The sequence below is a fragment of the Arthrobacter sp. GMC3 genome (assembly GCF_002929305.1).
GTDB lineage: Bacteria > Actinomycetota > Actinomycetes > Actinomycetales > Micrococcaceae > Specibacter.
On record NZ_PJIO01000006.1, the window covers coordinates 205,353 to 229,528 of the forward strand.

20 protein-coding genes are annotated in these 24,176 nt (G+C 60.0%); 5 read left to right on the plus strand and 15 right to left on the minus strand.

All coding sequences use genetic code 11. The features are described 5' to 3' along the window. Positions 1-6 precede the first annotated feature (6 nt). Positions 7-990 carry a LacI family DNA-binding transcriptional regulator gene (locus CXQ94_RS12110; RefSeq protein ID WP_104090625.1) on the minus strand — a complete coding sequence of 328 codons (984 nt, stop codon included), beginning with the start codon at positions 988-990 and terminating at the stop codon, positions 7-9. A gap of 144 nt (positions 991-1,134) precedes the next feature. Here CXQ94_RS12110 and CXQ94_RS12115 point away from each other — a divergent pair, with 144 nt between their 5' ends. Continuing rightward, positions 1,135-2,385, plus strand: coding sequence for a D-arabinono-1,4-lactone oxidase (locus CXQ94_RS12115; protein WP_104090415.1), 1,251 nt, complete (start codon positions 1,135-1,137; stop codon positions 2,383-2,385). Between the two features lie 106 nt (positions 2,386-2,491). Here CXQ94_RS12115 and CXQ94_RS12120 read toward each other — a convergent pair whose 3' ends face one another. From CXQ94_RS12120 to CXQ94_RS12170, 11 genes are all read right to left on the minus strand, one after another. Continuing rightward, positions 2,492-4,030 (minus strand): alpha-N-arabinofuranosidase, encoded by a 1,539-nt coding sequence (locus CXQ94_RS12120; RefSeq protein WP_104090418.1) that lies wholly within the window; start codon positions 4,028-4,030, stop codon positions 2,492-2,494. A gap of 51 nt (positions 4,031-4,081) precedes the next feature. Further along, positions 4,082-4,984, minus strand: a complete 903-nt coding sequence (locus CXQ94_RS12125) for a carbohydrate ABC transporter permease (RefSeq protein WP_104090421.1) — start codon at positions 4,982-4,984, stop codon at positions 4,082-4,084. A 3-nt stretch (positions 4,985-4,987) separates the two neighbouring features. Further along, complete coding sequence (locus CXQ94_RS12130) at positions 4,988-5,926, minus strand: carbohydrate ABC transporter permease (RefSeq protein ID WP_104090424.1); 939 nt, start codon at positions 5,924-5,926, stop codon at positions 4,988-4,990. Positions 5,927-6,000: 74 nt separating this feature from the next. Further along, the gene (locus CXQ94_RS12135) at positions 6,001-7,323 is read right to left on the minus strand and encodes an extracellular solute-binding protein (protein WP_104090427.1); all 1,323 of its coding nucleotides are present in this window, start codon (positions 7,321-7,323) and stop codon (positions 6,001-6,003) included. A gap of 206 nt (positions 7,324-7,529) precedes the next feature. After that, complete coding sequence (locus CXQ94_RS12140; RefSeq protein WP_104090430.1) at positions 7,530-8,534, minus strand: LacI family DNA-binding transcriptional regulator; 1,005 nt, start codon at positions 8,532-8,534, stop codon at positions 7,530-7,532. 715 nt (positions 8,535-9,249) lie between these two features. After that, positions 9,250-9,963 (minus strand): GntR family transcriptional regulator, encoded by a 714-nt coding sequence (locus tag CXQ94_RS12145; protein WP_258067048.1) that lies wholly within the window; start codon positions 9,961-9,963, stop codon positions 9,250-9,252. 143 nt (positions 9,964-10,106) lie between these two features. After that, on the minus strand, positions 10,107-11,420 hold the full coding sequence (locus tag CXQ94_RS12150) for an alpha/beta fold hydrolase (protein WP_104090436.1): 1,314 nt from the start codon (positions 11,418-11,420) through the stop codon (positions 10,107-10,109). After that, positions 11,417-12,382 carry an ABC transporter permease gene (locus tag CXQ94_RS12155; protein ID WP_104090439.1) on the minus strand — a complete coding sequence of 322 codons (966 nt, stop codon included), beginning with the start codon at positions 12,380-12,382 and terminating at the stop codon, positions 11,417-11,419. Before CXQ94_RS12155 ends, CXQ94_RS12150 begins: the two co-directional genes overlap by 4 nt. Next, positions 12,379-13,347, minus strand: a complete 969-nt coding sequence (locus CXQ94_RS12160; RefSeq protein WP_104090441.1) for an ABC transporter permease — start codon at positions 13,345-13,347, stop codon at positions 12,379-12,381. The genes CXQ94_RS12155 and CXQ94_RS12160 overlap by 4 nt, the downstream gene beginning before the upstream one ends. Continuing rightward, positions 13,344-15,230, minus strand: coding sequence for an ABC transporter ATP-binding protein (locus CXQ94_RS12165; protein WP_104090444.1), 1,887 nt, complete (start codon positions 15,228-15,230; stop codon positions 13,344-13,346). Before CXQ94_RS12165 ends, CXQ94_RS12160 begins: the two co-directional genes overlap by 4 nt. Positions 15,231-15,300: 70 nt before the next feature. Beyond that, positions 15,301-17,070 carry an ABC transporter substrate-binding protein gene (locus CXQ94_RS12170; protein ID WP_104090447.1) on the minus strand — a complete coding sequence of 590 codons (1,770 nt, stop codon included), beginning with the start codon at positions 17,068-17,070 and terminating at the stop codon, positions 15,301-15,303. A 262-nt stretch (positions 17,071-17,332) separates the two neighbouring features. On the opposite strand from CXQ94_RS12170, the gene CXQ94_RS12175 reads away from it, so the two are divergent. Next, positions 17,333-18,316 carry a proline racemase family protein gene (locus tag CXQ94_RS12175; protein ID WP_104090449.1) on the plus strand — a complete coding sequence of 328 codons (984 nt, stop codon included), beginning with the start codon at positions 17,333-17,335 and terminating at the stop codon, positions 18,314-18,316. A gap of 333 nt (positions 18,317-18,649) precedes the next feature. On the opposite strand, the gene CXQ94_RS12180 is transcribed toward CXQ94_RS12175, so the two are convergent. The 3 genes from CXQ94_RS12180 to CXQ94_RS12195 all read right to left on the minus strand — a co-directional run bounded on the left by CXQ94_RS12180 (position 18,650) and on the right by CXQ94_RS12195 (position 22,559). Then, positions 18,650-20,245, minus strand: a complete 1,596-nt coding sequence (locus CXQ94_RS12180; protein ID WP_258067049.1) for a fatty acyl-CoA synthetase — start codon at positions 20,243-20,245, stop codon at positions 18,650-18,652. Between the two features lie 532 nt (positions 20,246-20,777). After that, complete coding sequence (locus tag CXQ94_RS12190) at positions 20,778-21,467, minus strand: SDR family NAD(P)-dependent oxidoreductase (RefSeq protein ID WP_104090455.1); 690 nt, start codon at positions 21,465-21,467, stop codon at positions 20,778-20,780. A 447-nt stretch (positions 21,468-21,914) separates the two neighbouring features. Beyond that, a complete protein-coding gene (locus tag CXQ94_RS12195) occupies positions 21,915-22,559 on the minus strand; it encodes a response regulator transcription factor (RefSeq protein ID WP_104090458.1) in 645 nt (214 codons plus the stop codon). An 85-nt stretch (positions 22,560-22,644) separates the two neighbouring features. Here CXQ94_RS12195 and CXQ94_RS12200 point away from each other — a divergent pair, with 85 nt between their 5' ends. Genes CXQ94_RS12200 through CXQ94_RS12210 form a run of 3 tightly spaced genes read left to right on the plus strand, consistent with a single transcriptional unit; the run spans position 22,645 to position 24,079 of the window. Next, positions 22,645-22,917, plus strand: coding sequence for a hypothetical protein (locus tag CXQ94_RS12200; RefSeq protein ID WP_104090460.1), 273 nt, complete (start codon positions 22,645-22,647; stop codon positions 22,915-22,917). Next, positions 22,917-23,222 (plus strand): hypothetical protein, encoded by a 306-nt coding sequence (locus CXQ94_RS12205; protein ID WP_104090463.1) that lies wholly within the window; start codon positions 22,917-22,919, stop codon positions 23,220-23,222. Before CXQ94_RS12200 ends, CXQ94_RS12205 begins: the two co-directional genes overlap by 1 nt. 23 nt (positions 23,223-23,245) lie before the next feature. Beyond that, a complete protein-coding gene (locus CXQ94_RS12210; protein ID WP_146070297.1) occupies positions 23,246-24,079 on the plus strand; it encodes a sigma-70 family RNA polymerase sigma factor in 834 nt (277 codons plus the stop codon). Positions 24,080-24,176: the final 97 nt, after the last annotated feature.

Genomic DNA, 24,176 nt, shown 5'->3' on the forward strand with positions numbered 1-24,176 from the left:
ACTATCTCAGTGCGGGGCGGCAGTGGTCCCGCGAATTACCAGCTCCGGCACAACCTGAACGGACGCACCATCCCTGGCGCCGCCGTCGAGCTCGGCCAGCAGGGCTTGAATGCACCGCTTGCCCAACTCCTGGAAGTCTTGCCGGACCGTGGACAGCGGCGGCAAGAAGAATTCAGATTCCGGCCAGTCGTCAAAACCAACCACAGATATGTCGCCGGGGACGCTGATGCCCGCCTCAGCAAACGCTCGCAGCAGGCCCAACGCCATCTGGTCATTGCCGGCAAAAATGGCCGTAACGTCCCCAATGCGGGCAATTTCCCGGCCCAGGCGAAACCCCGAATTTGCACTCCAGTCCCCCTCAAGCAAGGGCCCTTCCGGTAAACCCGCATGGTCCAAGGCGGCGCGCCAACCGCCAATCCTCGCCTGCGTATCAACCCACCCGGCAGGGCCGGCCACATGGCCAATCCGCTGATGCCCGAGCGAAATGAGGTACTCCACGGCCTGGCGCGCGCCTGCGGTCTGGTCGATGGCGACGCCGCTCAGGCCGCTCGTTCCGGCCGCGCCGATGGCAACCACCGGAAGGTCAAGATTGAGCTTTACAAGTGTTTCGAAGATGCCAGCGTGCGGGACCTGGACAATGATGCCATCAACACCTTGGTCCAGGAACCGCAACATCGCTTCTTCAATGGTTTCAGGAGTGACCTCAGCCAGTCCGGCGATGCTGACGAAGTAATCCGCCTCCCGCGCCGCCTGTTGGAGCGCAAGCAGCGTGTTGGAGGGTCCATATTGGGACATTTCACTGGCAAGAACTCCAATGGTGTTCGAGCGCCGCGTCACCAGACTGCGGGCGGCCGTGTTGCGCCGGTAACCCAGTTCGACAATGGCGCCCTGCACTTTCTCCAGCGTGCGGGCACTGACATTGGGGTTTCCATTGAGCACCCGTGAGACGGTCTGGTGCGACACGCCGGCCAACTTGGCCACGTCTTCCATCACTGGAGCGCGGTTCTGGCCTTCGGAAATTGGCGTCACGGGAACCCTTTCAACGTAAGAAATGCGTAGTCTTGACCAATACTATGTTGTTAGCGCTAACATTGGCGTGGAGTCCTCAAATTCGCGGTGCACCCAAAGGAAAACATGAAGAACTGGGCAGGAAATCTAGAATACCGGTCAAACAGCCTGCTGAGTCCCAGGTCCACGGAGGAGCTACAGGAAATAGTTTCCAGCGCCATAGCAGTCAAGGCCCTTGGCTCACGCCACTGCTTCAACACCATTGCCGACACCCATGGCATCCACGTGTCTCTCGAAAATTTGGGTGCCGTGCCGGAGATCGACACCGTCCAGCGCACTGTTCGCGTCGCCGGCAGCCTCAACTACGGGACACTCGGCGCACATCTGGAAAAGCACGGTTTTGCCCTGCCCAACCTTGCCTCGCTGCCGCATATCTCGGTGGCGGGCGCCATCCAGACGGGAACGCACGGCTCCGGGATTGCCAACGGCTCGCTCGCCACGGCAGTAACGGCGATCGAGCTGGTCCGCGCCTCCGGTGCCCTGGTGCGGTTGACCGCGGACGACGGCGATGACTTCCGTGCCGCCGTCGTCGGCCTGGGCGCCTTGGGGATCATCACGCACGTGGAACTGGCCATCGAACCGTCCTTCCAAATCCGCCAGCAGGTATTCCAGGATTTGCCGTGGTCCCGCGTCTTGGACGACTACGACGCCATTGCCGCCGACGGTTACAGCGTCAGCTTGTTCACCGACTATTCGGGCAGCAACATTCCTCAAGTTTGGCGAAAGGTCCGTCACGAGCAGTCGCCGTTGGCAACGCCGGAGGACTTCCACGGTGCCCGCCCTGCAACAGTGCCGCTGCACCCGCTGCCGGGGATGTCGGCGGAGAACTGCACACCCCAGCTGAACGTTCCCGGCGCCTGGCTTGACCGGCTGCCGCACTTCCAACTGCAGTTCACCCCCAGCAACGGTAACGAGCTGCAGAGCGAGTACCTGCTCCCCCGTGAACATGCAGGAGCCGCCTTGGGCGAACTCCGTGAACTGTCAGGGCTCATTGGCCCGCTGCTGTTCATCTCGGAGATCCGCACGGTTGCCGCCGATGACTTTTGGCTCAGCCCCAGCTACCACCATGACAATGTTGCCCTGCACCTGACCTGGAAACCGCTTCAGGAGCAAGTGGAATCGGTTCTTCCCGTCATCGAGGAGAGGTTGTCCCCCTATGGCGCCAGGCCGCATTGGGGCAAGCTGTTTGCCTCCAACGCAGCGGACCTCGCTGGCCTGTACCCGCACTTTGGCGACTTCCGGGCCATGGCAGAGCACTATGATCCCACCGGAAAGTTTCGCAACGACTACCTGAACAAGGTGCTTTTCAACCACTGACACTTTCGCCCGCGTTGGTCCGCGCCAACCCGGGCCGGAACAACGCCAGATGGCTCGGCCTGCGGGGGAAACTTCCCCACGGACCGAGCCATCTTTCATAGCGGTGCTAGTTTTTGGTGACTTCGAGTTCGACGACGGCCCAGGACAGGGCCGGAAGTGTCAGTTTGAGTTCGTCTCCGGCCGCCTTGACGCCGTCAAGGGAGGTCATGCCTACCTGTTCCTGCTGGGCCAGGGTGTTCTTCGTGAAGCGGTCCTTGCCCTCGGGAGTTTGGAGGACTTCGGCGCGGGTGACACGTCCGGCGTCGAAGCCGCGCAATGCGACCTCCACATCGGCTGCTTCCTCCAGGCCGCGGTTGGCGAAGAACAGGGCCATGCGCCCGCTTTCCTCATCCCAAGTGGCGCTGACATCCACCAGGTCTGCGTCACCAAATTGGGCCGTCTGGACTTTGTCAGAGTCAACATGGGTGCGCAGGATCTGCCCCTTGGCCAATTCGGCCATCCTGGCAAACGGGTAGAAGATGCTCTGGCGCCAGGCCGGACCATTTTCCTCGGCCAGGATCGGGGCGATGACGTTGACCAGCTGTGCCTGATTGGCGATCTTGACCCTGTCGCCGTGGCGCAGCAGCGAGTTCAATAGTGTCCCCACCACCACTGCATCGGTGACGTTGTACTTGTCCTCGATCACCCGGGGGTGCTCACGCCAGCCTGAGGCGTTCACCCGGTGCGGCTGATCCTCGGTGTCCAGGCCGGTCTGGTACCAAACATTCCATTCGTCGAAGGAAAGGTTGATGTTCTTCTTGTGCTTGCCCTTGGCCTTCACGGCATCAGCTGTGGCGACCACGGATTCTATGAAGTAGTCCATGTCTACGGCACTGGCCAAGAAACTGGCGGCATCGCCGTCGTGCTCTTGGTAGTAGGCATGCAAGGATACGTAGTCCACTTCGTCATAAGCATGGGTGAGGACAGTCTGCTCCCAGGCACCAAACGTTGGCATGGACGAGCCGGAACTGCCGCAGGCAACCAGTTCAATGTTCGGATCTACTAGACGCATCGCCTTGCCGGCTTCCTGCGCCAGGCGACCGTACTCGGTGGCGGTCTTGTGGCCGATCTGCCATGGACCATCCATCTCGTTGCCCAGGCACCACAACTTGATGTCAAAGGGATCCTTGTGGCCGTTCTTGGCCCGCAGGTCTGAGAAGTAGGTGCCGCCGGGATGGTTGGCGTACTCCACGATCTCCCGGGCAGCATCCACACCACGGGTGCCCAGATTGATGGCCTCCATGATCTCGGTGCCAGCTTTCGCCGACCAGTCAACGAACTCGTGGAGTCCAAAGGCGTTGGTTTCCAGCGTGTGCCAGGCCCCATCCAATCGGCGCGGCCGGCCGGAGACCGGGCCGATACCGTCTTCCCAGTTGTACCCGGAGACAAAGTTGCCGCCGGGGTACCTGATGACGGTGGCCCCCAGCTCCTTGGTCAACGCCAGGACATCCTTGCGGAAGCCCTGCTCGTCAGCTTCACGGTGGCCGGGTTCGTAGATGCCGGTATAGACACACCGGCCCATGTGCTCCACAAATGAACCAAAAAGACGCCGTGGCACCTCTGAGATGGTGAAGTCGCGGTCAATGCTAATCCGTGCACGAGACATAGTACTGATTCTCCTGTTGTTGAGGTCTTGAGAGGTGGCGGGGTGGAAAATTTAGGTTCCGGCAAGGCCGGTGGTGGAAATGCCCTTGATGATCTGGCGTTGGAAAAAGAGGAACACCACTATCAGGGGCAGGGCAGCCAGCAAGGCGGAGGCCATGTTTTGGGCGTATTGGATGCCGTAGGCGCTCTTGATGGTTTGCAGGCCAACGGGCAACGTCAGCATGGAACTGTCATTGGTGACGATGAAGGGCCACAGGAAGTTGTTCCAGGCGCCAATGAAGACAAAGATGGCGACGGCGGCCAAGATGGGGCGTGAGAGTGGCAGCACTACCTGCCAAAAGATGCGAATTCTTCCTGCCCCGTCCACCAATGCGGCATCCTCTAGTTCCCGAGGAATTTGGTCAAAGAACTTCTTGAGCACAAACACCATCGCTGGTGCGATCACCTGCGGCAAGATGATGCCCCAGTACGCGTCAATCATGTGGAACGAGACCATTTGGTAGAACAACGGAATGATCAGTACCGGCGGTGGCACTATCAGTGAGGCGACGATGACTGTCATCATCACCTTTCTGCCCTTGAAATCGATGCGCGACAGCGCATAGGCCGCCAATGTCGAGATGACGAGGGTGATGATGGTGATGGCTGCGGAGGTGAAAAGTGAATTCCACGTCCATTGGGGAATGTTGCCTTGCTGGAGCACCTTGGCAAACGCGCCAAAGGTGAATCCCGATTTCGGCACGATCGTGATGGGTGTGGCTGCGGCTTCCGTTTCGCTTTTGAAGGCCGTGATGGTGGCCCAGGCGAACGGGATCAGCCACGTGATTGACAGGACCGCAACGATCACTGTGGCCGCAACGCGGCTGGCCGAGATCCGTTTTCTGCGCCGCAACGTTGGAGGCTTGGATGCCGCACTAGTAGTGCTTGCGCGTGAGGTGAGAGTCGACAATGCCATGGCTTATGCACTCCTCTTGCGGGTGAGAACGAACTGGGAGATCGAGACGACAACGATGATGGCGAAGAAGATGTAGGAAATGGCAGCCGAGTAGCCCAGCCGGTATCCGGTAAAGCCGGTCTCGAAGATGTACTGGACGACGCTCCGCGTGGATCCGGCGGGGCCTCCGGCGGTCATCTGATACACCTGATCGAAGACCTTCAGGGAGGCCAGTACTTGCAAGATGACGATCATGATGGTTGTCGGGTTAATCTGGGGCAACGTGATGGAGAAGAATTGCCGCCACCCACCGGCACCGTCCAACTGCGCCGCCTCGTAATGTGATTGTGGAATGTTCTGCATGGCGGCCAGATAGAGCAGAAAGTTGAAGCCAACTGTCCACCACAGCGTGGCGATCACAATTGACCACATCGCCACTTCGGGATTGTTTAGCCAGTCAACGGGGGCGATTCCCACCTTGCCCAGCAGTTCGTTGATCAGGCCGAGTTGGGGGTTGTACATCCACACGAAGAACAGCGATACCACCGTGGATGCCAAGAGATATGGCGCAAAGAACGACAGGCGCCACAGCCATTGGGCAGGCAATCCCATGTTGACAAGTGCTGCCATGGCCAGGGCCACCACAACGAGTGGCACGGTGCTGATGACGGTGAAGTAGAGTGTGTTTCCCATCGAATGCCACATGTCGGCATCGCCGAGGGCCTCAACATAGTTGGCGAAACCGACGAATGAACCGTTGGCTCCTGTGAGCGATTTCCCGGTGAAGCTCATGTAGACGCCGTAGATCAGGGGCCAGATGAGGAACACGGCAAAGAATGCCAGGAATGGTGCCATGAACCCCCACCCGTGCCTGCGGTCCCGCCGCAGTCTGCTTGCATGGGTGTTTTCTGGTGCTTGGATTGGTGCTTGAGATGACTCTTTCGAAATGGTGGACGTACTCATTGCTTTGGCTCCCTTGCCGCAAAATGACTCTCCCAAAGATGAACTACAGGGCGTGCTTGGCCGCGGTAGGGGCCCTACACGGGATTCGGCTTGGACAGCAACGTGTCCAACCGTTCCACAAACGCATCCCAACCATCCTTGGCCTTGGTCCGGCCCAGGAAAACGTTCTGCACGTTTTCTGCGAAGAATGACTGAAAGTCCGAACCGGACCCGGTAAACCAGGCTCGGGGGTCATAGTTGATGATGTCCGCTGCGCCGGCATAGTGAGCCTGTGGCAGGAGGTTTTCAAATTCTGCTGATTGCACTACCGGTTGAAATCCGGGGATGTGCCCGGCTTTTGCCCAGTTCAAGGATCCCTTGAGGATGTCCGCCACAAAGGCATACACGTCGTTGCGTTTTTGTTCATCAAGGTTCAGCTGATGAGGCAGCACAAACGCGTGCGAGTCGGCATAAGCGGCAGGGGTGCCAAACAGCGTGGGAATCGGCATGGCGTCAAATGGCACCTTTGCCGTTTGCATGGTGGGTAGCTCCCAGACGCCGCTCATGAACATGCCTGAATCTTGGGCGGCAAATTCGGCGATGGCAGTTCCGCCGTCCCCGCTGGCCGTGGCGATCTTGTCGTCGAGGAGTGAGTGGATGTACTCCAGCACGCTGATGGCTACATCACGGTCCACGACGGCCTTTTGCCCTTGCACCAGTTCCATGGAGGCGCCGTGCTGCTTGTAGAAGGTGTAAAACAGGCGCCACATTTGTGCACCGTCACCGAGATATCCATACGAGAGACCGTGCTTGCCGGTGACCTTGGCCATTTCCAGTGCCATTTCCTTGAACCGGTCCGAGTTGGTGACGATCTCAAGCTGTCCGTTGGCAGCAAGCGCACCGGCCTTCTGCGCCACTTCTGTGTTGTACATCAGGATGAAAGGGTGCGAGTCGAGGGCGATGGAGAAGAGCTTGCCGTCCTGGAGGCTGTTATTCCAGATCCGGGGCGAGAAGTCGTTCTTGGTGACCCCATTTTTTGCCAGGAGGTCCACGTCCCACGGGTCAAGGAGCCCTCCCGGAGCATATCCGGTGACGCGTGAGGCATGCATGATGGCGACCTCTGGTGGCCGGCCTCCTGCCGACGCCATGGCAAGCTTCGTGTAGTACGGGGCGCCCCATGCCAAGACTGTGGGGTTGACGTGGTACGACTGCTGCGAGGCATTGGCCGTGTCAATCATGGCCTGCATTTTGATTCCGTCACCACCGGAGAGCAAGTGCCAGAAGCGCAATTGCGCCTCGCCCGCAGCCTGGGCGGAACCGCCGCAGCCGGATAACAAGGCCGCGCCCAGGGCACCCGAAAGCGCTATCCCACCACCGCGAAGTAGCTGCCGCCTAGACACGCTGTTAAGTTCATTCATCGGTCACTCCTTTGGACGCGATTACACTGCCTGGTCCGGTCGCACCCCTCCCCCAAAATCCTGATTCGGGAGTGGCAGCGATCGATAAAACGTGATCTATTCCACAGATTACATCGTTGTAATGGCATACACAAGAGAAATTGTTAGCGCGCACAAGATTTGTTTTCGGTATTTCTCCCGGGGCCGCCGCACGGCCTTCTCCAGTATCAGGAAACGCTTGAGCTGCCTCTGACTATGAGCCGGTAGGGCAAGGTAACTTCCACGGGATCCCGGTTTCGGTCCGCCATCCGCTCCGTCAAGAGCCGTAGTGCTTCTTCCGCGAGGGCGCGCTTGTCAAAGGAGATAGTGGTCAACGCCGGCACGGCATATTGCCCGTGGTCAATGTCGTCGAAGCCGGCGACGAGAATGTCCTGGGGCACACGATGGCCCGCGGCCGCCAGCACACTCAGGGCCCCAATCGCTATGGAATCCGTGAAGCAAAATATGGCGTCCGGAAGATCGTTGGACGACAGAAACTCGGTCAGAGCCTGCGCACTCCCCCGTGGTGTCCACTCATCGCAGGGAATCTCCAAGCGGGGATCCCTGTCGATGCCAAGCTCAGCCAGCGCCCGATGATAGCCGCGAGTTCGAACTTCAGCGGTGTCGGTACGTCGAGTCTTCGTGGCACCCAGGATAGCTATCCGACGTCGTCCGCCCTGTGCCAGCGCGAGTGTCATCTCCCGAGCAGCTGCCACGTTGTCAAGACCGACGTGGTCCACTCTTCGCTGGGCAACTTCACCCAGCATCACCATGGGAGGCAAGTTTCCATCAACGCCTATTGCACTGGCGTCCAGGGCTACGGGGTTCAGGATGAGCCCGTCGATGAGGTTGGAACGGGCCTTGGACACGAGATCGAATTCGCGTTGCGGGTCCGGCCCGGTCTCCTCAAGCTGCACGCTCCATCCCTGCTCGTGTGCCACCTCGACGATGTGGTGCGCCAGTTCGGCAGAGTAGGGGGTGCCCAGATCGGGAAGGGCCAGGGCAATGACACCCGTCCGCCCGTTACGTAACCCGCGTGCCGATAAATTGGGGACGTAATCTAGCTCGGCGAGAGCTGCCTCCACCCGCACCCTGGTCCGCTCACTCACGGGGACCAGCCCATTGACAACATTTGAGACAGTCTTTGGCGACACGCCTGCCCTTGCGGCGACGTCTTTAACAGTGGAACGCATGGCCCCGCCCTTTCCAAGACTCGTCATTCGCGCTACGGCGAACCGCCGCCACATTGGAGCGTCAACTTTTAGACTACCTGTCAGCCATAGCGAGATTTGCCCTATTTGCAGGAATTGGGGCATCGTTTTGTCGGGAGGGGACAGTTACGGGAACTGAACCGAGAAGCGCACTTTGCCTGCTCACAATCATTGGCACCCCGCGGTCTGCGACTGAATGCTAACGCCCGCAACCTGCCCAATCGAGCGCAGTGATACACCACTGCCAGAGGCAAGGCTAGATGCCATACTCAGGCAACCGGAAACCTTATGAAGGGTCCGTGTAGTGAGCTCGTTCATTCTGCCCTCAGCTCACCCGATCTTCTCCTGGACCGGCAGGCGCATGAAGAGGCTGAAAAGAGGCCCCTTGGCCTGCCCCTGCATAGTTGACTTGCAGCAGTATGGGGATACTAAATGCTCCCCGTTGTGCACTGCCTCGGATGAGTTCTGTATGACCCGGTGGGAACTCTCGTGCGACAGCTTCGCGGCCGTGAATACAGCAAATCAGACATCAATGCTGTGCCTGTCGTTTCATGCTTGATCGAGGACGTATCGGTTCAGTTCGGGGCCGAGTTCCTTGCCCGGGGTGGGGACGTTTACTTCGAGCGTGGCGACGTCCCGGTGGCCGGGCCGACAACAATAAAGAGAACATCGCTGGCCGTGTTAGCGGCCGTCACTCCTATCGCGATTCTTCGTTCTCACCTGTCGCCCAGACGCCTCGGGCGTGGCCTATGTGCCGACGCATTAGTTCCCTGGCAGCATCCGCTTCGCCGGATTCGATGAGGTCCAGCAACTCATGGTGTTCCTGGGCCGAGTCGGCAAGCTTGTTGCTTTCGCTCAGCGATTTGAGACCGTACATCCTGGTGCGTGCGCGAAGACTTGTCGCGAGCTCGACGAGCTGGCCGTTGCCGGCGAAGCCCAAAAGTTTGGCATGGAAGCCGCGGTCGGCGGCCAAAAACTCGGCCAGGTCCCCGTCACGGGCGGCCTTGACGATTGCGTCCGCCATCGAGCGGAGCTCGGTGATCCCTGAAGGTGGAATCGTCCCGGCAAGGTCGGCTATCACGGGAGGTTCAAGCAGCAGCCGGATCTCCGTGATCTCGTCGAGCTCACGATCACTCATGCTCGTGATTCGGAACCCCTTGTTCTTTATCGTCTCGACCAACCCTTCACGGGTGAGGTCCATCATGGCTTCGCGCACTGGTGTGGCAGAGACGCCGAACGCAGCAGCCAGGACGGGCGCAGAGTACAGCGCACCTTCCTTAATGGTGCCCGCAATGATGGCGGTGCGCAGAGACTCGGTGACAGACTCGCGCAGGCTGTACTGGCGCCCCAGCGGTGCTATCCGGACTTCATTGTTGGCAAACACGGTGTGGTCTCCTTGTACGGTCGTCACGGCGGGGCGCCTCATTCACACACCATGGCGGCAGTAACGAGGTCTTCCCAAGCCACCCCAATACTGACATACAGGCAGGCCCGCCGGAACCGCAGCCAGTCAGCGTCGCCCAATGGTCACTGCCGTTTGAGAGTCCCCGACTATCACCGGCCCCCAGTGGCAGCATTCAACGGGCCTTCACCGCAGCCGAGTCGTATTGCAAGGGCATCGAACAGCCGGCCGGCCACCTTCCCGGTATGAATGCCGTCATGTTCGAATTCGCTCGTCACCCATGTGTTCAAAGCACCCACCCTCTCGGCAGTATCCATTTGGAACGCCACGTCGGCATACATATCGTTTAGATACACGGCGGCCTCGATCGGCACTTCGTTGGTGGCGAGCTTTTCGACGTCGTACAGCTCTATGGGCCAATGTCCAGCGGCGAGCCGGTCTACTCCCGCTTTGAACCCCTTCAGGGCACGGATTTCCTCGAACATCCACGGGTATGCCATCTCACCGGTGAAGCGGAGCGGACGCGTGGTTGCGGCAAAGTCAGGGTTTGCGTGAAGGACCCGCTCTGCGGCCCACGACGTTGGTCCCGGGCCGTAGATGCTCTCCTGAAGTGCCATGAAGAGCGGATTCCGATCGAATGCGGTTGCTTGTCCAACAGCCGAAAGGAACGTCTCGCTCAAGCGGGTCTCCTGTTCATCCGCCCACGCCTCGTCCAGCAGCCAGTGCACCCGGTCGAAGCCTGGCCCCATGCCGAAATCAAGACCAAGGGTCTGTAGCCTCCGCACTGTCAGACGATCGCCGTCGGTCAGCATGACTTCTTCGGCCTCAAGCAGATCCGCAATCCGCGCCACTTTTTGGACGAGATGCGGGAATCGTGCGAAGAATTGTTCGTTCTTCAGGCGCACTCGCGGATAGGTGTGCTCGTAAACCGCGTCCGGCGATGGGTCAAGGCTAGGCAGCCCGCCCGTGACTGCGGCGGCAACAATTGCCTGGGGTGCCATCGATAGGTAGGTCAGTGTCAAGAAGCCGCCATAGCTCTGCCCGAGCGTCCACCATGGTTCGCCGTTGTAATGCGTTTTGCGTATTGCCTCGAAGTCCTGCACGATCGAGTCCGCCCGGTACATGGCCAATCTACGTGCCGCAGCGTCAGCCGATAGTGCACCGATACTATCGCCGGTGAGCGGAGTGGATCGGCCGGTGCCACGCTGATCTGGCAAGACGACGCGGAAGCGTTCCAATGCCTCGCCCAGAAATCCTTCACGTCCCAAGGGCCTAGGCGATTTCCCTCCGGGGCCGCCCTGCAAGTAGATCAGTACTGGCAGAGTTTCGTCCCGGCGTCGGGCGTCCACGAGTTCTCGCGCGAAGATGCGGATGGTCTCACCCTCAGGATCTGCCCAGTCGCGTGGCACATCCGTCCAGATGTCGCGTGCCCAAATGTCGGTGCCAATGAGATACCCCGTGGTCATTTCTTTGCTGTCCTTACTCGTGAATCAAGCATGCCGTACGCGGTGTCCACTATAAGGTTGGCGACGACGACGAACACCCCGCCAAGCAGCACGATGGCGATAATCACTGGGCGGTCCTGCATCGCGACGCTTGACACTGCCAGGCTCCCGACGCCGAGAAGGCCGAAGACCTGCTCGATGATGATCACCCCACCGAGCATCAGTCCGATGTCGATCCCCAGCTGCGTGACAAGGGGCGGCATGGCGCTGCGGAATGCGTGCACGTAGGTGATTCGTCGTTCGGACAAGCCCTTCGCGCGGGCCGTACGGATGTAGTCCTGGCCAAGTACTTCAAGCATTTGCCCTCGTGTCAGCCGGGCGTAAACGGCCGCGACTACCAGTGCCAGGGTGGTCCACGGGAGCAGCAGGTGCCACGCCCACTGCAGCGGATCCTCCAGCAGCGGTACGTATCCGGACGGCGGGAAGAGATTCACGCCAGCTTTTGAAGGAAGAAAGTAGAGCAGATACAGGACAACCATGCCCAGTACGAATGTCGGGAAGCTAATGCCGACGATCGCGAAGCCCTGACCAAGTCGATCGCGAACACTGCCGGGGTGTTTCGCCGAAGCGATGCCGATCGGGATGCCGATGGCGAGCCAGAGCACCACGGCGCCAGAGACAAGCGACATCGTCACGGGGATGCGCTGCAGGACCAGATCGGCTACAGGCAGGCTGGAGCGGTAGGAGTAGCCCAAGTCGCCGCGAAGAAGACTCCCGAGGAAGTGGAAGTACTGCACCAGGACTGGTTGGTCCAACCCTAGATTGGCGCGGATCTGCGCCATCAGCGCCTCGGTTGCTTTGTCGCCAGCGATGATCCTCGCCGGATCGGAAGGAGACACGTAGAAGAGCACAAACACAAAAACACTGAGTAGGAAAAGTACCAGCAGGCCAAAGCCGATGCGTTGCAGAATGAATCTTGTCATGCTGACTTGCCTCCTTTCGATGAGGACGGATCAAGGGCGTCCCGTAGCCCGTCGCCGAGGAGATTGAAACTGAGGGTCAGCGCCAGAAGTGCCGCTCCTGGCACCACGACCAGCCACCAGGCATACATGTACAGTGACCCGTTCGCGGCGTCGGCGAGCATGTTTCCCCAGCTCGGTGTCGGCGGAACAATACCAAGGCCCAGGAACGAGAGCGTGGCCTCGAAAACAATTGCGGACGGGATCATAAGCGTGGTGTAGACAATGATGGGAACCACCAAGTTCGGCAGGATGTCGCGGAACATGATGGACCATTGCGAGGCGCCCAGTGAGCGTGCCGCTTCGACGAACTCGCGGTGTCGCAGGGCGAGCACTTGGCCGCGGACAACGCGGGCCAGTCCAGTCCAGCTGAAGAACACAATGACCGCAATCGACAGGCCAAGGCTCGGCCCAGCGACGGAAACCAAAGCAATCGCGCAAAGGAGGAACGGCACGCTCATGACGAGATCCGTGAAACGGCTGAGGATGGTGTCAACGATGCCGCCCAAGAAGCCTGAAACAGTGCCAATCAGAACACCGATCAGCGACGCGACGATCGAGGCTGCCACACCAACTAGCAGGGAGACCTGGGCGCCGTAGGCCAAACGGACCAGCACATCGCGGCCGAGTTGGTCGGTGCCGAATATGAATTGGCCACCGGGACCGACCGGCATTCCCTCCGGAGTGAGTCCGGTGTCTCGGAACTGCTCCGTGGGACCATGACCAGTCCATGCGGCGACGAGGGGCGCGCAGATGGCGAAGAGCACGGCCAACACAATCACTAGCATGGACACAATGCTGGCCGGGTCGCGGCGCAGGCGAGCCCACATGAGTGACATGGAACTGCGCAGCTCGACGTCGGAGGCGTTTTGCGCAACGCGCCCGGCACTCTTGGGCGTTAAAAGCGCGACCCTCCGCGGCCCGCTCATCGGGTCACCTTCATCCCTGAGTCGCGCACTGGTTCCTCAGGACGGGCAACAAGGGGGCCAACCGGGAAGACACTGCCGTGTTGCCGTAGTGGACGTCCCCCGGCTGTGCCCGGTGACGCGGCAGCGAGCAAACGCTTCGTGAAGGGTTGTGACGGGTTTTGATAAATGTCATCTGAATCGCCGAGCTCAATAATTCGACCGTTTTCCATGACAGCAATCCGATCGCAGACATGCCTGACAACGGCCAGGTCATGGGAGATGAATAGGTAGGTGAGTCCCAGTGTTCTTTGCAGTTCATCAAGGAGATTTAGCACCTGCGCTTGAATGGAAACATCGAGAGCCGACACCGGCTCGTCAAGAATCACCAACTCAGGGTTTAGGGCAAGCGCGCGGGCGATCCCGATCCTTTGGCGTTGCCCGCCCGAGAACTGCGAGGGGAACCGGTTGTAGTGCTCGGGGCTGAGGCCAACAAGCTCCATCAGTTCGCCCACGCGCGCCCGGCGCTCGGCACCAGAGGCAATGCCGTGGATACGGAAAGGGTCGCCGATGATCGAGCCGACTCTGCGCTTGGGATTCAACGATCCGAAAGGATCCTGGAACACTACCTGTACGCGCCGGCGCATCTCGCGCCAGCCAGCGCGACTGAGCCCGGACACGGGGCTGCCGTCGAAGTGCACAGTTCCGGATGTCGGCTCGATAAGGCCTGCGATGGCTCGCGCCAGCGTGGTCTTTCCGCATCCACTCTCTCCGACCAGGCCCAGGGTCTCGCCCCGGCGGACGTCGAGGGTAATACCATCAAGGACTACCCGCTCGGGACCGCGACGCTGTGAGAAGGCGAGCTTCAAGTTCTCCGTCTGGACAATGTGGGACTCCGGGCCGCTCTCGACCGTCCTAACGTCGCTGGGGACAGTGGGTGCGGCCGGCTCGCTGGGTTCATGTTCCAGCCAGCAGGCAGCCTCGATCCCGTTGCTGTAGAGCCGCATGGGCGGGGCAGTTCCGCAAATATCCATTGCGTCCGGACAGCGTTCCCTAAAGACGCATCCGGCCGGTGGGGAGAGCAAGCTCGGCGGCCGCCCGCCGATTGAGATAAGGGGCGTGCCCGGTTCCCGGTTGAAGGATGAGGAGCGCAGCAGGCCCGCAGTGTAGGGATGGGCGGGCGCCCCCAAAACCTCTTGACTGGCCCCCACCTCCATCATCTGTCCCCCGTACATCACCATCACACGGTCAGCGACCCGCGACAGTACGCCGAGGTCGTGACTAATCATGAGTACTGTTGCGCCGAATTCCTTTCGCATTTCGCCGAGAAGGTCCAGGATTTGGGCCTGCACCGTCGAGTCCAGTGCCGTGGTCGGCTCATCGGCGATGATGAGCCCGGGGCCCAGGGACAGGGCCATCGCGATCATGACACGTTGGCGCATGCCACCGGAGAACTGATGCGGATAGGCGTCAAATCGTGAAGCTGCGTCGGGGATCTGGACCTTCTTGAGCAGCTCGATGGCGCGTGCCTTGGCTGCTGCGTGGCTTACCGGTTCGTGCGCGCGGATCTGCTCCACGATCTGCCATCCAACGGTGTATTGCGGGTGAAGGCTGGACAGCGGATCCTGGAAGATCATGCTGATGTGGCGGCCACGCACCCCGCGGAGCTCGGCTGGGGAGATGCCCAGCAGCTCGCGATCGCGGAATTTTACACTGCCGCTAATTCGAGCACGGGGTACCAGTCCCATGATCGACTGCACCATGACGGACTTTCCGGAGCCGGACTCCCCCACCACCCCAAAGAATTCGCCTTCGCGTACTTGGAAGGACACGTCTCGCACCGCATGTATCGTCCCGTCCCCGCTCGGGATGTCTACTACGAGGTTTCTTACGTCAAGAATGGTCATCAGTTTCCTCTTCTGAATATCCGGCGGCCGAAGTGGCTCGGCCGCCGGATACGCATCGGTCCCGAAAGTGCTATTTGGTCAGGTAGACGTTGGTCCAGTCGCCATTTTGGCTCTGCGCGTAGGTGGCGAAGCCTCCCACTCGCGAGGAATGGTAGTTCGTCTTCAGGCGGTAGGCGATGCTGACGATGGGCGAGTCAGCCATGACGGCCTGGTCCACCTGGTGCCAAAGCTTGCCTTGCTCATCAGCGTTCGGGGCGTTGAGAGCCTGCTTGGCAAGTTCGTTGGCCTTATCGCTGTTGTAGTCGACGTAGTTATACGTCTGCGGTGTCCCATTGAAGGTGAACTGCGGCTGGAACACGCTGCGCGCGGCACCGCCTTGCCAGTCAGGTGACCAGCCGACAAGGGCAATGTCCCACTTGCCGGTAGCGGCGTTGTCGCGGTTGGTCATGAAGTTCGCGTAGTAGTCCGTTGGCGGCACCGGGGTCATCTCAACAGTGATCCCGGCCTTCTGCAGGCTGGCCTGCACTGTCTGGGCGATGTTCGGCTGGGAACCGACGTTCCGGTAGGGCATCTTCAGCGTCAACCCGTTGGGGTAGCCGGCCTTTGCCAGCAGCGCTTTAGCCTTTTCGGGATCGCCCTTGGAGCCGTCAGTGGGGTACGGATCGTAGCTTTCGTACCCGAGGATGCCGGATCCGAAGATGCCGTTTGTGACGCCGGCAAGCTGAGTGCCGCCCATGCTTTGCACCACCGCAGCCTTGTCCACGGCATACTGGAGCGCTTGGCGCACTTCGAGTTTTTGCAGTGCCCCGCCGTTGTTGGATGACTTGGTGTTCATCCACATGAATTGGTCGATGCCACCGTTCTCAATTGTCGAGAGGTTCTTGTCGTTCTGTGCCTTGAGCTGCTGAATGTTTGTGGAGCTCGGTGTGAGGTCGAAGAGCATGTCCGCAGAGCCTGCTTGCAGCTGCTGCATCGCGGCATCGCCATCGACGCCCATCGTCATCTCTATGCCGTCTACATAGGCCTTGCGCAACGGATCGCTGTCTGCTTTCCAGGACGGGTTTCGCTCTAGGACCAATTTCGCATCGGGCGTGTAGTCCTTGACCTTGTAGGGGCCAGAGGAAACGAATGCCTTCCGGTATTCGGGTGAGTCCGGGATGTAGTCCAGGGCTTCAATCGGGGCTGGATCGGCGGCGTCCAGGGAGAGCATGGAGGGGAAGTCGCTGGCCGGGGAGGTCAGGGTGAACACCACGGTCTTGCTGTCGGGAGTCGCGATCCCCGGGATTGGGGTGCTCTCGAGGTAGCTTTTCATGGGTGCCGCCTCGGGTGCGACCTTGGCGAAGCCGTCGCAGAACTCGCCCATACCTTGGATGAGGTCAGTGAAGTAGCCCGCCAGCGCACCGGATATCTTCGGGTTGCAAAGCCTCTTGATGCCGCGAGCAACGTCGCTTGAAACGATCGGCCGCGCACCACCGGGGGCATCCCAGGTGATGCCGTCACGGAGCGTGATGGTGTAGGTCAATCCGTTGTTGGTAGGGGTCGGTACCTCGGTTGCGAGGTCAGGCTGTAGCTTGATGCGTTCGCCGGCATCGTTGCTGGCGGCGTAGCTGGCGGCGTAGCTAAGGAGCGACCTCGACAGTGAGCGCATCACGCCATACGTCGGGACATATGCCACTAGCTGCGGGTCGAGATGGTCGACGTCGCCTTTCGCCAGTACCTTGAGCACGCCGCCGGTCTTCGGCCCACCGCTGGATGCTGACGGTGTTGCTGTGCATCCACTCGTGGCCAGGACCGTCACGGCACCGAGGACCGCGGCTGTTTTAAAGAGGGAGCGATTCATGTGTCACCTCATCTGTAGTTTTCTATGCGTCATCGCGACGGCATGAGTGCAATGGTACACATCACATTGTAATATTGGTAACATTGCATTTGTGCTGAATTTTCACACCTGGGATCTCCGACGACGGAAGATCCCGGGGTGCTAGTCAGCGCCCATGGCGCGCGCCAAAAACCCCGTTTTGTAGAGAGCGATCTCGGATGAGGTTCTCGTGCTTGCCCCTCAACGAAGTGCTTTTGGACCCACGACAGTAAGGACGCTAGTCATGCATTGGATAACTGAGGACTGGCATGTGGCAGGCGAACCTTTCCGCATCGTCGAGAATGTCGCCACCGAGGGCAGCACTGTCGGCGAGCGGCGCATGCACGCGATGACCGGCGCCCCTGACAATGTCCGGAGATTCCTAAGCCTGGAACCACGCGGCCACGACGACATGTACGGCGGGTTCATCACACCGCCCGACGACGATGGGGCCGACTTCGGGGTGCTGTTCTGGCACAAGGACGGGTTCTCTACCGCTTGCGGACACGGCACGATGGCCCTGGGTGCCTGGGCCGTGCACCGAGGCCTAGTAGCCGCACCCGACGACGGGGAAGTCACGGTCACTATCGACGTACCGAGCGGCCGGGTCCGGGCAACTGTCCAACGTAAGCACGGTCACACCACGAACGTTGTGTTCCACAATGTTGAATCGCGTGTGTTGGCTACCGGTATTCCTGTCCACACGAGTCTCGGCGAAGTCCACGTTGACCTTGCCTTCGGTGGCGCGGTCTACGCAACCGTGGACGCTAGCGCACTCGGACTCGAGGTAACGCCAGAGTGCACGCCAGAGCTCATCCGGTTGGGCCGAGAGATTAAATGGGCGCTCAACGCGCATCCGGCGGCTCAGCTCGCGGACAACCGTCTCTCAGGCGTGTACGGCACGATCCTGCACGACGACCTCGGCCGAAATGATGCCGGGCCATGGCAACGCAATGTCACCGTCTTCGCCGACGGCCAAGTCGACCGCAGCCCGTGCGGGTCCGGAACGGCTGCGCGGATAGCTCAACTGGCCGCGAGCGGAGTGCTGCGAGAAGGGGATACGCTAACGCATGACTCGATCATCGGAACCCGTTTCCTCGCTCGTGTGGCCGAGACCACTGAGATTGGCATCATTCCTGAAATCACAGGCCAGGCGTACCGGGTAGGGGCGTGCAACTTCGAACTTGACCCGCTCGATCCGCTGTCAGCAGGATTCAGCCTGCGATGATTCACCTCATAGGATGACCGCCTGAAGCCCTGACTCCCCCGCAGTAGGCACTGATCCGCCAAGTAGCCAAAGCGTAATTTCGCAGGGCACCAGGCGCATACGAGCCTGCCCAATGCGGGCCAAGCTACATGAGTTCAGGGCCAAGGCCGGTCGATCCAACCCACAGGGAATCCCATGGTGTTCCCCAGGCTCATTCCGTGCACAGGTTCAAATTGCTTGCCCAAGGTGAAAATGCCCTGGGCAACTTCAGCCCCTGTCATTTTTCGTAGGCGACTTTACCCGGGGCACCATCACCGCGGTTGGCGTGGCCGCAACAACATCCGCCTCCGCGGTCTAGCCAGCCCGCTCTGCCCGTAGTTCTCGTTTGAGCAGCTTGCCCGACTGGTTGCGGGGAAGTTCTGCGACGAAGTCAACGCGCTTGGGCGCCTTGTAGTCTGCGAGCCGGCTCTTGACGTGGGTCCGCACAGTCTCGGCGCTCAAGGACGCACCGTCCTTGAGGACAACAACGGCAGTGATGGCCTCGATCCAGCGATCGTCGGCGATGCCAACCACGGCCACCTCCGCAACCTCGGGCAGTTCGTAAATGCAGTCCTCGATCTCCCGTGGCGCAACGTTCACTCCCCCGGTGTTGATCACGTCTTTGATCCGGTCCACGACTTCGATGAAGCCCTCCGAGTCCTGGGTGACCTGATCGCCTGAGCGGAACCAGCCATCAATGAAGGCCTCGGCCGTTGCCTCAGGCTTGTTCCAGTACCCGGTAAGTAGCTGCGGAGAGCGGTACTGGATTTCCCCCGGCTCCCCGATTGCTGCGATCCTGCCGTCCGCGGTGACGACGCGTGCTTCGACGAAGAAGACGGGACGGCCGCAAGAAGCCGGACGGGTTTCGTGTTCCTCGGGGCGAAGCACTGTGCACAGCGGGCCGAGCTCGGACTGGCCGAAGCAGTTGTAGAAGCCAATGTTGGGGTAGCGGGAGCGCAGGCGCGCCAGCACCGTGACGGGCATGATGGAGGCCCCGTACTGCGCCTTGGACAAGGAGGACAGGTCCCGTGTGGCCAGATCCGGATGATTGCTCAGCGGAACCCAGACCGTGGGTGCCAGGAAGAGTGAGCCGAGGTGTTCCTCTTCGACCAAGCCAAGGATCTTTCCGACGTCTGGGCGCGCGATCAACCGGATGGTGGCCCCGAGTGAAAGGTAGGGCAACATGAAGACATGCATGGCCGCCGAGTGGTACAGCGGCATGGCGATGAGCGGTCGGTCGTCGGCGGTGAAGTCCAGCGCGATGATGGAAGAGATGTACTCCGCGATCAATGCCGCGTGGGTCATCATCGCACCCTTAGGGGCCGAGGTTGTGCCAGAGGTATAGAGCAGCTGGAGGAGATCATGCTCCCCCACCGCAACTTCGGCCGTGCCTGTATCCAGGTCGTCACTCAGGGCGGTTTCCAAAAGTGATGCTTCGCTTGAGTCGTTTCCCGGATACATGGACCACACCTGTACGACGGCGGGTGCCCGGCCCGAAGAGCCCACCTCGCCAACCAGCGGCAGCAGCTCGGGATCAGCCACCACCAGGCTCGCGCCCGAGTCGTTGAGCAGGTAGCTGAGCTCGTCTCCCTTCAGGGCGAAGTTCACGGGCACGTGGACCAATCCGGTCTTGGCACACGCAAGGAACAGCAGGAGATAGGCATCGGAGTTCGCGCCGTAGGCAGCGATTCTGGCACCCTTCGAAAGCCCAAGGCCCATGAGCCGGCGTGCGACCCGATCAACACCCATCTCTAGCTGGTCATAGGTCCATCGCCGGTCTTCGAACAGCACGGCGTCCGTTGAACCGTTACGTGAGACAGTACGGCGCAAGAGCGCTCCGACCGTGTCGGCGCGGCCCACATTGGTCGAACCATCGATTGAAGCTTCGGACTTCGAAGGTGTTGCGTTCATGGTGTTCATGTTCCTTTCGTCAATGCGATGGACCGCGGCATGGAATCTTCCGATCATGAGCCGCACAGTGTTCCTGAACAATCTGATACCTTCAACCTGCCACAAACAACAGCCAAATCAACGCAACACTTGCTACGAACTTAGATCCAGCGGCTTCATGCCCGGGGTTGGCGAGCACCTCGCGCGGGTTTCCAGATTCGAGAATGCGGCCGTCGTCCATCAACACGAGCGATGGGCTGAACTTCAGAAGTGACTGCCCGTTAGGGTTCCCCTTTGGAACATTACCGACGTGCACCTTCGACCCACCAAATCATGAATAAGCGATCTCCAATCACACCTATTTGCTGACCATTCTCCTCTGTAATCTCTTCAGAAGTAGCGTGAGCAAAGTCAGGGTGACAGGCAGGCTCACGGGCGAAAAGGTGCTGAATCTGTCAAGCAAGGTCCCCAAGGGGAACGCGTCGTAAGGTAACGCACCCGCCTGATAGTTCCGGGTCACCCGCCACTAGGTCGTAGGGCCGGTGTGGGGGCATCACCAGGTGAGGTCGTCATCGCCTAGTGAACAGAATCGCGGCGAGGTCGAATCGCCCGAGTCGACCAGCTCCCGTAGCTGCCGAGCTGCAAGCCTAGGATCCTTGGATGCATCCGGCTGGCCCATGCCTGTGGCCAGCTTCCCAGGGTGGACGGCCCACGCCCTGACCTGCCCCTGCAGGTCCTGAGCGAGAGAGACCGTCAGCATGTTCTGCGCCGCCTTGGAGATCTTGTAGGCGTAACTGGTTGAAAGATCAGAAAAATCTCCCCTTGCTTGGGCCGAAACGGAGCCAAGCCGCGAGGTCACGTTGATGATGAGCGGGTCCGGGGCTGCCAATAGGTTCGCCAGGAGCGCCTGCACCAGGCGCAGCGGCCCTCCTACATTGACTTCGACGGCGTCTGTCACGCTCTCCGGGGAAATGGAGCCTAGCCGTTGATGGTTTGCACCTTGGGCGGCATTATTGATCAGCAGGTCAACCGGACGCTCGCCAATGACGGCAAAGAGCTCGTTGAAGTCGTTGCCCCGGACGTCGTGCTCCACGGCCTCAACAACGCCAGACCCGCTCCAAACCTGAAGTCCGACTTGCGCCCGACTGACCGCAATGACGTTCCAGCCAGAGGCTGAGAACTCATCAACAAGAGCCTTCCCCCAGCCTCGACTCGCACCCGTGACCACAGCCAGTCTCTTCATACTCATGAGGCTAATCGTCCACGTTGAATTTAGACGAATCGCCTCCCGCAGAGCGTTCCCCTGCGAACTCTGATTCGTGGCGCCGGCCCCTCTGCCAAGCTCGGGTTAACACATCCACGGAAGTGCAAGTGAACTGACTAGTCTCGATTCTTCTTTTTCGCGAAGAAGCCCGCGCCAATCAATCCGATTGTCACGATGACGCCGATCATGATGAAAGTGGAACTTTCTATTTCGTCACCCCATGGTCCTCGGTCTAGTTGAACTACAGCCTTTCGTAGGGTGCCCGACCCAAAGTGAAGCCCCACTGTCCAGCAGGAGCTTCCGCTGCGGGATGGGGAGGGCGGTGCTGCCGGGTTCTGAAATTCCGAGCAGAGCACACGTGAAGATTCAGACGGGTGAAGACGACGTCTAACATTTGTGGACTTAGCTTCGGGAAATGACAGGCGCTCATTGGCGCGGTTTGACGCGTTTGTGGTCAGGAAAGAACCCGTGCGCTAGGCCCCAGAGGATGGCGTTGGAGCGATCAGTTACCCCGATGCGGCGATAGCAGCTCCGGATGAATGTTTTGACGGTGTTGATGGATAACCGGGCCCTGTCGGCGATCTCGGCATTAGTTAAACCTTGAGTAATCAATGCGAGGATCTCTGCCTCCCGCTGAGTGAGGCCTTCTTCACGGCCGGGCCAATCGCCGAGGCTGGATTGCGCTTGGCTGCTGGATCCTTGGAAGACCTCTCCTTCTCCCCGGTGGATTTCGTGGAGCGCAGCGACCAGTCGGGCTGCGGGCAACCCTTTTGAAAGATATCCGCTGGCCCCGTTGGCCAGTGCCGCCTTGACCCGCATTTCATCGAGGTCCCAGGAATAGACAACTACCTTGCCGGCCAGTGGATTGTTTGCCAGTTCGTGTACATCTGTGCCGTCTCCTGGGGTCGCGGCAAAAGTATCGTAGAGCGTGATATGGACTGGTGTATCCACATCACGATTGAGGTCGATTTCGACAACTTCCAGAGTGTCCCCGTAGGACCGAAGCATCATCTCTAGCCCTCGAAGCACGATTTCATAGTCATCCACCAAGGCGATGCGAAGGCTTTCCATTCCCCCACTGTAAGGCACTTCTGGGTAGACAAGTCCACCCCTAGGGGTGAAGAAGTTAACCCCTTTCGAGAAATAGGCTTCGGGAATGGAACCAACCCAACCCATCAACAGACCCACGCCTGAGGACGACGATCTCGGCCAGGCGACTGTTCGAGAACTTATTGTGAAACTGGCCATGGCCGAGGACGCACTTAGAAGTACCTCCAACCCCAGACGGATCGCAGTCCTTGTTCGGCGCGAGCAGGCCATTGTGACGGCGTTGCACCGGAATGGACTTGCACTCATCGGCCCGGGCAATTCACAATCATCTGGGCCGTCGATAGCCAGGAACTCCATTGAAGACATGGTGGCCAAATAGTGTCGACGACGACCACACAACCGGCCACTCCGTTTCAGGCCCAGGCCACTCTTGCCCGATCATTGACTGTTTTGCAGGCGGCGGCCGCGAAGGTGGTGGTCAGCGATGCCGGCGTCGAGATCCACGGATACGTGATTACCCGCAGGGGGAACCACTTCCGCGTCGTGTGGGCTGTAGCGTCCGGTCGTCACCGTCAGCGCACGTTCACTGCCGAGACGGTTTTCCAGCCAGGCAACGACCGCCGCTGGAGCGGGTACCCCATCCCTGATGAGCATCTCGCCGCACTTTGTCGGGCAACCCGCTGACCGCGGCGGAAGGGCACGACCACATGTACACCAGAACTTCTCCACTGTTCCATGACTCGGCAACCGGCAATGCGTTGCAGGAGACAAACTCCCGAGCAGTCGCACCTGGGACTTCTTCCACTGGCATTCCGCTCCCACCAGGACCAGCAGGACTAGGTGCCGAGTTGAGCGCTGACCAGTTGGTGCTTGAGTTCATGGGGCTTGCCGATGCTCTCTCGCGCCGGTATCGTGCCCCGGCGTGTGAGGCCGAAGATCTCCAACAGGTTGCCAGGCTCGGACTCGTGAAGGCTGCCAGAAGGTACCGCGAGGCAGGGAATCATGGGTTCATTGCCTTTGCAGTGCCGACTATCACCGGGGAACTTAAACGACATCTTAGGGATCATTGCTGGGTGGTACGGCCACCGAGGCCCGTCCAGGAGGCCAGACTCAGGATCAGGCATGTACGACCCGAGCTGACACAGTGCCTAGGGCGTGACCCCTCAACAGCCGAGTTGAGCTCAGCCTCCGGCATATCAGTGATGGATACGACACTTGCCTTGCTTGCAGAGATGTCCATGGTCACCCAGCAGATTCAGCAAAATGACACGGAAGCGAGCTACGAAGGCCGGGGGCTCGACGTCATTCTGGCGGTGGACGATCCCGGTTTTGAACGAATTAACCAAGAGCTAACCGTGGAAGCAGTGCTGTGGGACGCGAGCGTAGAAGACAAGCGGCTGCTTCATCTGCGCTTTGTCCTTGAGCTGTCACAGGGGCAGATCGCCCAAGAATTCGGCGTTAGCCAGATGCAGATTTCCCGTCAGCTCAAGCAGTTACTCGACCGTCTCGGGCGCCGCCTGACCGAACCCGCGAAACAGTAGCCCACAGAGCCGGATACAACATGAAACGAGTCCGTCTCGCGTCCTCGGCAGGGGACGCGAGACGGACTCTCACCCACAGTCCGAATAGTAAGAGGCC